The sequence below is a fragment of the Phaeodactylibacter xiamenensis genome (genome assembly GCF_000759025.1).
Lineage (GTDB): Bacteria > Bacteroidota > Bacteroidia > Chitinophagales > Saprospiraceae > Phaeodactylibacter > Phaeodactylibacter xiamenensis.
Window position 1 is genome coordinate 140,794 of the sequence record NZ_JPOS01000019.1, and the last position, 13,527, is coordinate 154,320.

8 protein-coding genes are annotated in these 13,527 nt (G+C 50.6%); 1 reads left to right on the forward strand and 7 read right to left on the reverse strand.

Annotation, left to right across the window (positions count from 1 at the left end; all coding sequences use genetic code 11):
- The first annotated feature begins 202 nt into the window (after positions 1-202).
- On the forward strand, positions 203-7,084 hold the full coding sequence (locus IX84_RS09100; protein ID WP_044219089.1) for a T9SS type A sorting domain-containing protein: 6,882 nt from the start codon (positions 203-205) through the stop codon (positions 7,082-7,084).
- Positions 7,085-7,436: 352 nt separating this feature from the next.
- On the opposite strand, the gene IX84_RS09105 is transcribed toward IX84_RS09100, so the two are convergent.
- The 7 genes from IX84_RS09105 to IX84_RS09135 form a co-directional block, all read right to left on the reverse strand.
- Positions 7,437-7,979 carry an RNA recognition motif domain-containing protein gene (locus IX84_RS09105; protein WP_044219240.1) on the reverse strand — a complete coding sequence of 181 codons (543 nt, stop codon included), beginning with the start codon at positions 7,977-7,979 and terminating at the stop codon, positions 7,437-7,439.
- A 490-nt stretch (positions 7,980-8,469) separates the two neighbouring features.
- Complete coding sequence (locus tag IX84_RS09110; protein WP_044219090.1) at positions 8,470-8,889, reverse strand: DoxX family protein; 420 nt, start codon at positions 8,887-8,889, stop codon at positions 8,470-8,472.
- 54 nt (positions 8,890-8,943) lie between these two features.
- On the reverse strand, positions 8,944-10,512 hold the full coding sequence (locus IX84_RS09115) for an NAD(P)/FAD-dependent oxidoreductase (RefSeq protein WP_044219092.1): 1,569 nt from the start codon (positions 10,510-10,512) through the stop codon (positions 8,944-8,946).
- Positions 10,505-11,071, reverse strand: coding sequence for a hypothetical protein (locus IX84_RS09120; RefSeq protein WP_152604975.1), 567 nt, complete (start codon positions 11,069-11,071; stop codon positions 10,505-10,507). Before IX84_RS09120 ends, IX84_RS09115 begins: the two co-directional genes overlap by 8 nt.
- Positions 11,072-11,201: 130 nt before the next feature.
- Positions 11,202-11,645: a hypothetical protein gene (locus IX84_RS30860; protein ID WP_052515896.1), complete on the reverse strand. Its 444-nt coding sequence runs from the start codon at positions 11,643-11,645 to the stop codon at positions 11,202-11,204.
- A gap of 183 nt (positions 11,646-11,828) precedes the next feature.
- Positions 11,829-12,644, reverse strand: a complete 816-nt coding sequence (kdsA, locus tag IX84_RS09130) for a 3-deoxy-8-phosphooctulonate synthase (RefSeq protein ID WP_044219096.1) — start codon at positions 12,642-12,644, stop codon at positions 11,829-11,831.
- A gap of 71 nt (positions 12,645-12,715) precedes the next feature.
- Complete coding sequence (locus IX84_RS09135; protein WP_044219099.1) at positions 12,716-13,291, reverse strand: outer membrane beta-barrel protein; 576 nt, start codon at positions 13,289-13,291, stop codon at positions 12,716-12,718.
- Positions 13,292-13,527 lie beyond the last annotated feature (236 nt).

Consider the following 13,527-nt stretch of genomic DNA (forward strand, 5'->3'; position numbering starts at 1 on the left):
ACCCCAAAGGTGCGTTTTTGGCACGGTTGTTGAATTATATTCCGTGCAGGGCATTTTACAGCCCTCTTCAGCGGTCTTCAGTCCCCCCCCTCCCAGACCGTCTTCATTGCCCGGAAGGGCCATTATTCATTAACCGATTGATAGCAAACCGGTCAACTGACCCGGTATTGCCTGTAAACCGTATTGTCAAAATCAATTAACCATGCACAACTTGTTTAACCTTCGAAAAAAGCAGTACCCCCCACAGCCTGCGCTTCTGATGAGCCTGTTACTGGCGATTATGCTATTCGCAATCAACCAGGCCCGGGCCACTGATCATGGTACGGAAGCTTACCAGATGCCTACTTGCTCGGCACCTGTACTGAACCCGGTACAGTACAATTGCAACGGGTCGGTGACAATAAGTTGGGCATCAGCTCCTGGTGCGAATACCTATTCTGCCGATATTATGAATCAGGGTAATCCTGTCCTTGATTTTGCGAATATGACGGATACCTTCTTTACGGTAGCTCCCGGCTCACTTACACCCGGCACGGATTACACCTTCGCAGTGACCTCAGAGTGCGATAACAGCACTGCGGCTTCCATTCAGGGCATTATTGAGGGTGGTGAGATTCAAAACCTGCTGCCGGTGTTGAGCGTTGCCGGCTCAGAAGGGACATCCTGCCCGGAGGCAACGGATGGTATGGCCATGCTCGTGGTCAATGATCAAAGCTGCGGTGCTGTTTACAGCATCACGGTTAATGGAGTGACGCAGAGTACAACGAGCAGTAACTTCGTTACTTTTAGTAACCTGGCCGTAGGAAGCTATACGGCGACGCTAACGTTAGTTGACCCAGGTACGTGCAACCTGAACAGCAGCTGTGTGGATGGCATAAGCGTAGATTTCTCTATTGCCTCTACAGATGACGAGATGCCATCGCTTGATATTACCTCCAATATCGGTATTACACCACCAGCTACCTCTACCTTCAACTTGCCGGAGGGCAATTGTGGCTTACAGTTCTTGTGGTTGATTACTACCAGCGATAACTGCAACAATGCTCAGGTGAGTGCTACCATTCAAACCTTTACCAATAATACAGCTGTATTTCCAGGGGGCAGTGTCAGCCTGATTAATACCGGCGATGCCTATGTGTTGGAGGGGTTCGCTGCCATTGGTACTAATATACTCACCATCACTTCGTCTGATCAGGATGGCAATCAGGTTACGGCTGAATTCGAAATCGAGATTGTAGACAACCGGCCTCCGGTCTTTCAGGGCCCTGACGGCCTGTTGGTACAGACCCCTTCCTGTGATAATGAAGTGCCCGTCAACTGGTCAGTCATCGCTATTGATGATTGCGATATAGATGCCGAAATCATTCAAACGCAGGGCCCTGCCTCTGGTTCTTATCTGAACCCTGGCACCTACACTGTCGGCTATGAAGCCTTTGATGATTATGGCAATACGGCTATCTACAGCTTTGATATTACAGTGGTACAGGGAGACAGCCCGGCGCCGATCGTGGACGTAAGCGGCAATACACAGTATACGGTAACAGCCTGTGAGACGGATGCATTTGTCATCTTCTCCGGTAATATTTTTGACTGCAACATCACGCCCGGCACTAACGTGCAGCCCGATATTGAAGTAACAGGTGCGTCTTTGAATGTAGGGTATACCAATGTGCAAAGCGGCTTTGCCTACTTTGAGCTTTCCGGGTTTCTGGACCCTGGGTTCTACGGTGTCAATGTATCTTATCAGGGCGTGGAAGTGAGCAACATCCTGCTGGAAGTTGTGCAGGAAGCAGATCTTCCGGCGGAGATTGCCTTACCCGGTAACTTCACCTACGCATTGCCTTACTGCCAGGATTCTCTTTGGATCAACATGCAGGTGCAGGTTACTGATGATTGCGATGAAGTCATCAGCAGCGATGATCTTACCACTACCCTCAACGGCAATCCCCTTGATTTTGATGCCGACCTTTCGGAGCAGGGGAATTTTGTCTACCCGATATTGCTGACGCCAGATTTAGACAGCGCAGAACTACTGGTTATTTATAACGATGGAGCGGGCAATACCACAGAGGCATTCACCCGGCTCAATGTAACCAACAAGCCAGATACGATTGCCCCCATCATCATTTATCCTAATCAAAACCTGCAACAGCATTTAAATGCCTGTGCAGAAAGCCTGACTGAAGTGTGTTTCCAGGTGAAGGCAGTGGATGACTGCTCTGATGAGGTCCCCCCCTTTATTCAGCTTATTGGCTCCGGAGGTTCTTTATTTCCAGTGACCAATACGGTAGGCGATACCTACTGTGCCAATATCAACCCGGGCCTTTACACCGTGAATATTATTGCTACCGATGAGTACGGCAATACACGGCAGGAGTCCTTCAGTATTGGAATTACACAAGACACTGCTCAGCTGGTTAATCTGGCGTGCAATGATCAGATCAACGTAGTTACAGACGCGCAGTGCCAGCGCCTGATTACGCCAGATATGCTGCTCGACGGCAACTTTGGCTGCCTCACGGATGCGGACTTTAGCATTAGCATCGACGACGTGGACCCTTCCAACGGGGGGATTCTCGATGGTCATGGCTTATTCTCTTATGAAATTGAACTCGCACCTGGTGTGGATGTTGGTAACGGCTTTATCCCCTGCTGGGGCTATGTTAAAGGCATTGATAACAAAGCGCCCGAACTTACTGCCCCTGCTGATACCGATGAGGCTGTCATTAGCACTAATGGATTTGTGCTGCAAGGGAGCCTGGCAAATACCATGCCTACGCTCAATGCGCCCACTTACATTTGCCTGGATGGCTTGAGCGGCAATAGTACCCGTTACTACAACCTGCAAACGGTGGAAGTGGACGCAACCGGGTTTTATACTTTCCTGGTGACTTCCGACTTTGCAGACGGGCTCGTAGCCATGGCGCTTTTTGAGGGGAGCTACAGTGCTTCTAACCCTTGTCACAATATTGTCGCGGAGGGCACAAATTTGCAAGGTACGACCGGCACGGGCATTCCTTATATTGCTTTAAATATACTGCTGACTGAAGGTACCACCTATACCCTGCTCACAAGTTCTCAGCAGCCGGCACAAACCGGTAACTACACCTATACTATCCTTGCTGACGGACCAGGTCAAGCCGGGCTTTTCGACACCACTTTCAACTCAGCGATGGTAGAAACCGTGACGTTCTCACCATTTGTCCTTGCTCCCGTGACGTACAATCAACCGTTGTTTTGTGAAGACCTGGACTCCCTGCTCAATAACCCGAACAGCCTTCAGTACACCGGTTCACCGGTTATTGAAGATAACTGCGGGGATGTGGCGCTTTCTTTCGAAGATACCTACAGCCATATTGGAGGCGACTGTGGCGTCACGGTGATTACCAGGACCTTCACTGCGACTGATGCAGCGGGTAACAGTTCTACTGCGGTGCAAACCATTACCCTGCAACGCCCTGATCCTGAAGTGGATGTCAACCTGCCAACCAACAACCTGCCTATTGATTGCCAGGCAACTTACGCGACACTGCCTAACGGCTACCCCTCGCCGACAGTCACAGGCTACCCTTATATCAATACTGTTTTTGGGGTGGTAGAGCTCAATTATGCCTTCTGCGATGTAGCAGCTACTTTTCAGGATGGGGCCCAGATTCCACTCTGTGCAGGCGCTTATAAGTTTGCCCGCACCTGGCAAATATTTGACTGGTGCGACATGAGCACGCTCTATACCTATCAGCAGTGGATCAAGGTCGGCGACTTTTCCGCACCTATCGTAACCGCACCGGATATCGACTACAACGGAGATGGCGAAATTGATATGCCGGTCTTCTCTAACAGCCCCTTCAGCTGTGAGGCCGCCTTTGAGGCGCCACTCCCCGTAGTGGAGGAGAACTGCTCCGACTATGAAGTGCATACCGCTATTGTGCGGGAAGATATCGACAGCACATTTAACAGCAACGGTCAATTGATCGGTACAGAAACAGATACCGTAGTGGTGCGAGTCATCGGGTGGAATGCTCCGAGCCGTGTAGTCTCTGGCATACCCATTGGAGACTATTTCTTCCGCTACATCGTAACGGATGGCTGTGGCAACAGCACAACGCGGTTCTTCCCTTTCGTAGTGGAAGACAATGTAGCGCCGACGGCAGTTTGTGATCAGAATACAGTCGTTTCCATTGGTGGGCAGGACTACGGCCGTGTCTACGCCGAAGATATCAACAATGGCTCATGGGACAACTGCGGTGTAGAGAACCTGGCAGTCCGCCGCAATGGCTACAACAATCAAACCGCCAGCTGTGGGAACGATTTTTCCAACTTTGGCCCCTACGTAGACTTCTTCTGCTGCGATGCCGGGCAGCCTGTCATGGTAGAATTACGGGTTGTGGATGTCAATGGCAACATCAATACCTGCATGGTGCAGGTGGTACCAGGGGAACTTGCTGTGCCTGACTGTATTGCTCCGGCTGATGTTACCGTTGATTGTACAGACCTGCCACTGGCTTTTGACGTAGAAAACCCTGTAGCGCTTGAGCAGCTGTTTGGCACGGCGACCGCCAACGATAACTGCGGTGCCATCACTACGGAACTGACACCAATTGTAAACATGAACTGCAATGCCGGCACCATTCTACGCCGTTTCACTGCCACAGATGGATTTGGTAACGTGAGCACCGGTGACTGCCAGCAGCTGATCACAGTAGAACAGGTGCACAATTATGAAATTCGCTTCCCGGCAGACAATGCCGCGGTTTGCGGGGCTACTCAGGCTGATACCGTTACTTATAGTGCTTTGGGTTGCGATATGCTTGCCGTTAGTTCAGAAGATGAAATTTTTGAACCTACCAACGGGGAGTGCTACAAAATCTACCGTACCTGGCGGGTAATGAACTGGTGCCAGTACGATGGCGTAAGCGATCCTTTCATCGTGAGCCGTGATCCGGACTGCGATACGGAGAATGGAGAGGAAGCCGTGTTTGTCCTTCACCGCCCGGATGGCTTTACCTACATCGACCGCGATAATGACGAAACGGAGCCTAACAATAATCCACTTGCCAGCGAAAACCTTTGCCAGGGCTTTGACGACTACTGGCAGCGGGCAGACTACGATGGCGGTTTCTACCAGTACACACAGATTATCTCTGTGTTTGACGAAGCTGCACCAACGATCAACTTTACACCGGCTTCTCCTTTCTGTAGCCTGGACAACGAGACCTGTGAAGGCCAGGTGGACTACACCTTCAGCGTCAGCGACGATTGCGTGATGGGTACGGCCAATAACGATATCCTGGAAGTACGTGTATTCCTGGATGCCGGAAACAATGGTTCTTTGGATATGGAGCTTACACTAACCGATATGGTAGTAGCCAACTTCCCGAGCTATGAAATCACCGGGTCCTTTCCAATCGGTAGCCACCGCTTTGAGGTGCAGGTAAGCGATGGTTGTGGCAATAGCACGGTACAGAGCCTGCCTTTTGAAGTGGTTGATTGTGCAACACCTACATTGTCTTGCCTGAACGGACTGGCAGTAGAGCTTGATGCCTACGACTCTGATGGTGATGGCGTGGCAGATAGCGGTATCGGTGATGTATGGGCAGATGACTTTGTGATCGGGGATCTTACAGACTGCTCCGGCGAAGTCACTTATTCTATCAACCGCCTGGGCGATCAGCCTAACATAGATAGCACCGGCATCTATTTCAGCTGTGCAGACACTGGTCTCGTTATGGTGGAAGTCTATGCATGGGATCCTGTTGGCAACAGCACAAGCTGTGAAACCTTCCTCTTTGTGCAGGATAATGCTAATTATTGCAGCGGTGCTCAGCCTACTGCTGCCGCAGCGGGCAGTATTGAAACACCGGCAGGCGCCCATGTGGAGGAAGTGGAAATTAACCTGAGCGGACAGAACGGCGGATGGCTGGTGACGGGTGCAGATGGTTCCTTTACCTTTGAAGGGCTCACACCGGGGCAGGACTACACTGTCACCCCGTCACGGGATGGCGATGACCTGAATGGCGTTTCCACCTTCGACCTCCTACTTATGAATAAGCATATTCTGGGTATTCAGCCCTTTAGTACGCCTTACCAGATTATTGCAGCAGACGTCAACAACTCGGGCAATGTGTCCACACTTGACATGATCGTACTGCGCAAGCTCATCTTGGGCGACGAAGTGGAACTGACCAACAACAGCAGCTGGCGGTTTGTAGAGGCAGATTACATCTTCCCCAATCCATCCAACCCCTGGGCAGAGCAGTTCCCCGAGGTGCTGAACATCAATGATATCCCTCAGGCAGGCATTGCTAATGCCAACTTCGTAGCAATTAAGATTGGGGATGTCAATGGCGATGCCCAGCCTAACAACCTGGTAGGTATTGATGAGCGAGACTTTGACGGGGTCTTCGTCCTCAACCTGGAAGACCGTCGATTGGAAGCCGGCGATGAGCACACCATCTATATCACATCCGAGGATATCCAGTCAGTAGGTGGTTACCAGGGTACGCTTTTCTTCGAAGAAGAGGCGGTAGAGCTTATGGATGTCATCCCGGGCCGTATGGACTCGAAGTATATCGGTACCTCCTTCACGAGCCACGGTATGGTTACCCTGAGCTGGAATAAGTCAGAAGATGAACTGGCCGACTATTTTGGGCCGAATGACGTCTTATTCTCCATCAAGCTGCGGGCAAAGTCAAACCTGATTCTCAGTGAAGTAATGCGGACAAATTCCCGGGTGACCATTGCGGAAGCCTACAGCGAGCGTGGTGACTTGTATGAGTTCGGGCTTGAGTTTTACGGCCGCATAAACGGAGCTAATGCCAATAACCGGTTTGAGCTGCACCAAAACTACCCTAACCCCTTCCGCGACGAAACCGTAATTGGCTTTGAATTGCCTGAGGCAGTACGCTATTTACTGACCATCAGTGATATAGCGGGGCGTGTGGTCAAGACGATCGAGCAGGATGGCCAAAAGGGGTACAATGCGGTCACGCTAAATAAAGCGGGCTTACCCGAAGGTATATTGCAGTACACCTTGCAGGCCGGAACGCATGTGGGAACAAAGCGCATGATGATATTGGCAGACTAAGGATTCGGGCCTGTGCCAAACGATAAATATAGTGTTTCATGATGATGCCGGGCGTACAGAATGTGCGCCTGGCTTTTTCATATGGTATACCGGACAAAAAAATGGGGATGCCCCGGAAGGCACCCCCCAAAATGGATTATTAAGGGTAAGCAAGTTTATGAATTCACCTGCTTATCGCAATTTTCATTAGATTTTATTAATGTAGGTTTTGTATAGACCATGGATTAGGATTTTTTGCCAGATCAAAGAGCACCCGGAACCTCGTAGCCTTAGCTACGAAGGTGAGGACGTGATGCAGAGCTGGCGAAAAAGGCAATTCAGGGGCATACAAAATTTACTTTAATAAAATCTATTAATACCGGTTATTGTTATCCCGGTCATTGTCCTTTCGGTAATCGTCGCGCCGTCCGCCACTGTAGTCATCGCGGTCCCGGCGGTCGCGCCCTCCACCGTAATCATCTCTGCGCCCGCCACCGTAGCCGCCGCGATCGCGCCCGCCGCCATAGTCATTTCTGCGGCCACCGCCGCCACCTCCACCGTAGCCACCACGGTCGCGTCCGCCACCGTAGTCATCTCTGCGCCCGCCGTAGCCACCCCGGCCACGGCCACCGCCGCCGCCGCCGAAACCGCCGCGTCCGCCACCACCACGTTTTTCGCGAGGCTCTGCTTTTTTCACTACAATTGTGTTGCCGTCCAGGTCAGACTCGTTAAGCGCTTCGATTGCACTCATAGCCTGCTCGTCATCTGGCATTTCTACAAAGCCAAAGCCCCGGGATTTACCGGTAAAGTGATCATTAATGACTTTGGCGGAGTCCACCTCTCCGTAAGCTTCAAAAGCAGTGCGCAGACCGTCACTGTCTGTATCAAAATTAAGCTTAGCAACAAAAATATTCATCACAAAAAAGTTGAAAAAGTGATTAGGAAAAGGTTGAAAATGAAAATCAGGGCTTACTACCCTCGTATACCGGGCGCACATATGGTGCGAAAAGCTTCTTATTGCATCAGTCTTGAGTTATTGGAGGCCTTTAAATATGGGCGGTCAACAGAAGGCTGGCTTAATAAGGCTGGTTGATGTTAGGTATAGCTGATTATACGGTAATTTTTTTTAAGCGGTCATAATGTGGTTAAATGTACATCGGTTATTACTATGGCTTTAATGAATCGGCTAAATGCTTTGTGCAACGTTTCCTCAATTACAGGGCGTACCAATCTTTCTATTGCGTTGTATAAAGACCCACTCAATATAGGATAATTTCGGAATAAAAATCAAGTCAGGTTTGAAATGAGCAGAAGAAAGCGCTGAAATTGGCGCACAGGGTACCTCCCGGAAAGAGGCTCCTGTCACGGGTGAAAGCCGGCAGTCTTAGGTTTTGAAGTGTGAGCGATCAGTTTCCAGGCACATGAGTAGTGGCAAACAATCGTTTGATGCTGTATTTGCCAACACCGTTTGCCCAGACCATGAGGAGCCCGCCCACGATGGCAATATTTTTCATAAACATGATAGATTCCAGCCGGCGTTCTGGTTCCGGGTCCAGCCAAAAAGCATGTACAATAAAGGTGACAGGGATCCAGTAACAAAGGAGCATGAACATCGCGAGGCCTGTCCGGTAGCCAATAAGCAGCAGGGTGCCGCCCAGCGTGAGCAAAACGATGGCGCCCAACAGTTGGAGGTCCTGATGCCATTCCAGGCCATAGGCCGTCATCTTCTGTTTGGTGGCTTCGTAGTAGAAAATGGAGTCGTAGGCCTCATATAAAAAAATAAAGGCCAATAGTCCTCTGCCCAGTAAATCCAGAATATCTTTCATCGGCTGTTATTTTTTAGCGGCCGCAAGGTAGGGTATTTTAGGGGATGAATGAGCTTACCGCAGTACAGGGACCAGGAATTTTTTTACAGCACGGGCTACATTCTGGCCATCCATTGCTGCAGAGATGATCCCGCCTGCGTAGCCTGCACCTTCACCGGCAGGGAAAAACCCCCTGACTTCGCTATGCATGTAAGTGTCGCGGTCCCGGGGGATTCTGATAGGCGAGCTTGTCCGGCTTTCTGTACCAATCACGTTCGCTTCTTCAGAGTAGTACCCTTTCATTTTCTGACCGAAAATCTGTACGGCTTGCCGCAATTTATCTGCAATGGAGGGTGGCAGCAATTCATGGAGTGGGGCAGCATAGAGCCCGGGTATATAGGAAGAGCCATTCAGATTACCGGACACTTTGCCCTTTACAAAATCAGTCAGGCGCTGTGCCGGGGCTTTTTGGCTGCCATCGCCGTGGTTGAAAAGGGCTTGCTCAACGCTTTGCTGGAAAGCCAGCCCGGCGAAAATACCGTGCTGCCGGAAAGGCGCGAGGTCTTCCAGTTCCACGGCGACTACCGTTCCCGAGTTGGCATAGGGGGAGTCCCGTTTGGACATAGACATCCCATTGACGACGATCTCTCCGGGTGCCGTTGCTGCCGGGACCACCAGTCCTCCGGGGCACATGCAGAAGGAGAAGACGCCCCGGTCGCCCACCTGGCAGGCCAGCCGGTAGCTGGAAGCCGGCAGTGCTGCCTCTCGCTGCCGCTGATTGTACTGTATCTGGTCGATTAGTGGCTGGGGATGCTCAATTCTCACGCCAAGGGCGTAAGGTTTGGCCTCAAGCCTGACTCCCTTTTGATGAAGCAGGTAGTAAATGTCCCGCGCAGAGTGCCCTGTTGCCAGAATGACAGCTTCTGCGGTGTGCTCTGAATTATTGTTGACGGTTACGCCTTTGATGGCACCGTCTTCAATGAGGAAATCGGTGACGTTGCTGTCAAAGTGTACCTGCCCGCCATAGTGCTCGATAGTGGAGCGAATATTGCCGACAATCTTAGGGAGTTTGTTGGAACCAATATGCGGGTGAGCATCAATCAGAATATCGGATTTGGCACCATGTTCCACCAGCAGGCGCATGGCTTTTTCGATATTACCTCGTTTATGAGAACGGGTATACAGCTTGCCGTCCGAATAGGTGCCTGCACCACCTTCTCCGAAGCAGTAATTGGAGTCAGGGTTTACCTCACCGAATTGCTGAATAGCACGGAGGTCCCGGCGCCGCGCACGGACATCTTTTCCCCGGTCAAATACGATAGGCTTCAATCCCAGCTCGATAAGCTCAAGTGCAGCGAAGTAGCCTGCAGGCCCTGCACCCACTATAATGACTTCCGGAGCTTCATCCACCATCCGAAAGCGGTCGAGGATAGCGGGTTCCGGCTGATAGCGCTCGCCCGCATAGACAGCTACGCGCAACCGGATAGCTGGCCGCTTACCCCGCGCATCGATTGACCGCCTGAGCAGGCGTATCTCTTCAACGGTATCTGCAGGCAGGCGGCATTTTTGTATAGCCCGGCTGCGTATGATTGATTCGTCCTGAGCTTCAGAGGGGCTCAGCTTAAGTTCTGATTCTTTAACCATTGTCGTCGTTCTGCGTGCGGGGTGCAGTGCTTGTATTGGTGGAATCGGCAGGGCTGGGCTGTACCGCCTCGTGCAGCTGCTTGTCCACGTCCATTTTTTCCCGGTTGAGTTTTTTGCGCTGGGGCTGCTGCTCCTGGTGTGCTTCCGGCTTTTCCCAGACAGTGGTAGACTGCTGCACAAAGTAATCGGGGATGAAAATCCGGCTGTGCACCTTCTCCTCAGCTTCCACATCTTCCAGTTTAATCACCCGGCGAAGCAAGTCCTTGCTGCTGATGATCAGGCTGTCGCTCTGAGGGGCAGTGATGAAATCATAGCGGCCTTCTTCCAGGAAGAAGTCAAACACGCCACGGGAAGCCTTGGACATCTCCACCTGTGTTTCCGTCATTATAGTATTGCCAGCCCAGGGGATCACATCGTAGGAGTCGCCTTCATAGATATTGAACACCAACAGGTTGGCGGTTTCCGGTACTTCAAAAACCTTGTGAAGGGTCTTTTTGAGCTGTGCCTGAGCCTGACTGCCCAAGAGGAGCAGCCCTATTATTATCCAACCGATTCTCATTGATTCTGCAAATTTGAGCGCCAAAGGTAATATGAACATCACTCTGGCAAAAATAAAAGGTGTGCTCCGGTTTTTCGGCAGCACACCTTTTATAACGTTCAACTCTTTTCAAAAGTTGCTCGGCCTGAGTTTACAGTGAGGAGGCAGTCTCTTCAGTTATTTCTTCACTCTGTAATGGCGAAAAAGCTACATTGCGCGGCTTCTTTATGACAAAAGAAATCCGGTCATTCAGAGGTTGCCCGCCAATTGTGATTTCCCGGCCCAGATTGGGCGCTACGATATTGAAAGTACCTTCGGCTTCGTCGGCGTTCAGGTTGTACCGCCCCGCACGTACGAGTGACTTCAACAAGGCTTCCGAGCCTCGGTCGAGCTCAATGTGCATTTGTACGCGCATGAAGGGCTGATCCCAGTCAACGACCTCTACCGGAGCATCAACATTCAGGGATACGGTTTGCAGCCCGCCTAAATTAAAGGATTTGACCAACGTCTTCTCCACCTGTTGCCCAATCAGGGTGGTGGTGGCGAACAGGAGGAGGATGGTCAGTGTGGAATTGTAGATATTGCTTTTTCTCATAGTTCCTCCTTTTGGTTTGGGTTTAAGAGTAAAATACACAATTTTTTTGTTAAAAACAAGGCTTGGGTAGTGTATTATTTTGTGATTTTCATTGTGAGCGCAATCGCGTTCAACAGCGAAGTGTAATCACTGCTTTACAATACAGACCCGGCTTATGTCAAGAACGCTGCCTGCCAGATGGTTTTAAATGATAGCTTTTCGGATATTGACCAGCCGTTCAAGCAAAGGCTCGAGTTGATCTAGCGGTAGCATATTGGCGCCATCAGACTTCGCAGTAGATGGAGTGGGGTGCGTTTCTATGAACAAGCCGTCTACACCGGCAGCGATACCCGCTTTGGCGATGGTGCTAATCATAGCCGGGCGGCCTCCGGTTACTCCGGAAGTCTGATTGGGCTGTTGCAGGGAGTGCGTACAGTCTAAAACGACAGGAGCGCCAAGGGATTGCATAGTCGGAATACCCCGGAAATCAACGATCAGGTCCTGATAGCCAAAAGTGGTGCCCCGTTCCGTGAGAAGGACCCGCTCGTTGCCAGCGCCCCGCACTTTATCAGCAGCAAATTGCATAGCATCGGGGCTCAGAAACTGGCCTTTTTTAATGTTAACCACTTTACCGGTCTCAGCCGCTGCGACCAGCAGGCTGGTTTGGCGGCAAAGGAAAGCCGGGATCTGAAGCACATCCACATACTGGGCAGCCAAAGCTGCTTCCGGCTCAGAGTGGATGTCTGTAGTGACCGGAATTTGGAACTTTTCACCAACGGCTTTCAGGATGCCAAGTGCTTTTTCGTCACCAATCCCAGTAAAGGAATCGATGCGGGAGCGATTGGCTTTGCGGTAGGAGCCCTTGAAAATGTAAGGAATTTCCAGTCTTTCGCAAATGGCATTGACCCGCCCGGCAATTTCGAAAGCCATATCTTCTCCTTCGATGGCGCAAGGGCCGGCGATTAGAAAAAAAGACTGCCCGTCGGTGAATTTCAGTTTTGGAATATGCTTCAGTTCCATAGTTATTGTTGCTTGCAGGAGTTTTGTTAGCAAAGGGTCATTTAAAAACCCGGAATGCCAGCGCAAAGTTCCTACAGACGGAAACTAACGCCTACGTTCAGCAGGCTGTTGCCATAGCCAACCTCGCCAAAGAAGCCCAGGTTGCTTTTAGGGTAATAAGTCGCACCGATAAAAGCGCTGTAGATCAGAGCGTTGTTATTAGCTTCCGGACGGATAAAGGAAGGCTCGTCGCCTTTGCTCTTAGGCTGCCCGTCGATGGATTCTTCTACGGTTGCCATATCGTAGCCGAGCATTCCGCCACCGTAGATGTTAAACTTTTCGCCTACCTGCCCGTGCGCAGTTGCACGAAGGCCGGCCTGGAAAGATTCATTGGAAATGTCTTGTACCGCACCGGTAGGAAGGATACGGCCGTTGCGCTCAAAGGAGGCATAAGCAGCATAGGCACCCAGGCTGAAGTTGGGAGACAGGCGGACGTCCATGCGCAGATTGACCGGAGGAGCGATAGTGGTCGCGCCGTCTTTAGCATAAGTGGAAATTACGCCAACACCAGCCGCCAGTTCTATATCGCCAGGCTTAAAGGAAAGTTGAGCAGAAAGGGTAGTGAGGCTTGCCAACACCAGGGTGCAAATAAGGGTTAGATTTTTCATCGGATTCTCGTTTTTAGCTTTTTGCGGTTTTGTTGCCGCAAATGTAGGTGCAAATGGTGTAGGAGTCAAGTCAATAGGCAGAATTTTATTTTGATTTAACCTTTATTTAAATCTTGTTGAAAAATTTAATTAAACAAAAGATGGAATTCAGTGGGTTTAATTTTTAGCAAAATTAAATTTCGATATAAAAATAGGCAGGGGGGGAAGAATCGAAATCTAATTTTTTTGCCCTTATT

Coding starts and splice junctions, on each gene's coding strand:
- IX84_RS09100 (WP_044219089.1), top strand. CDS start 203: ATGCACAACTTGTTTAACCTTCGAAAAAAGCAGTACCCCCCACAGCCT.
- IX84_RS09105 (WP_044219240.1), bottom strand. CDS start 7,979: ATGAATATTTTTGTTGCTAAGCTTAATTTTGATACAGACAGTGACGGT.
- IX84_RS09110 (WP_044219090.1), bottom strand. CDS start 8,889: ATGAAAGATATTCTGGATTTACTGGGCAGAGGACTATTGGCCTTTATT.
- IX84_RS09115 (WP_044219092.1), bottom strand. CDS start 10,512: ATGGTTAAAGAATCAGAACTTAAGCTGAGCCCCTCTGAAGCTCAGGAC.
- IX84_RS09120 (WP_152604975.1), bottom strand. CDS start 11,071: ATGAGAATCGGTTGGATAATAATAGGGCTGCTCCTCTTGGGCAGTCAG.
- IX84_RS30860 (WP_052515896.1), bottom strand. CDS start 11,645: ATGAGAAAAAGCAATATCTACAATTCCACACTGACCATCCTCCTCCTG.
- kdsA (WP_044219096.1), bottom strand. CDS start 12,644: ATGGAACTGAAGCATATTCCAAAACTGAAATTCACCGACGGGCAGTCT.
- IX84_RS09135 (WP_044219099.1), bottom strand. CDS start 13,291: ATGAAAAATCTAACCCTTATTTGCACCCTGGTGTTGGCAAGCCTCACT.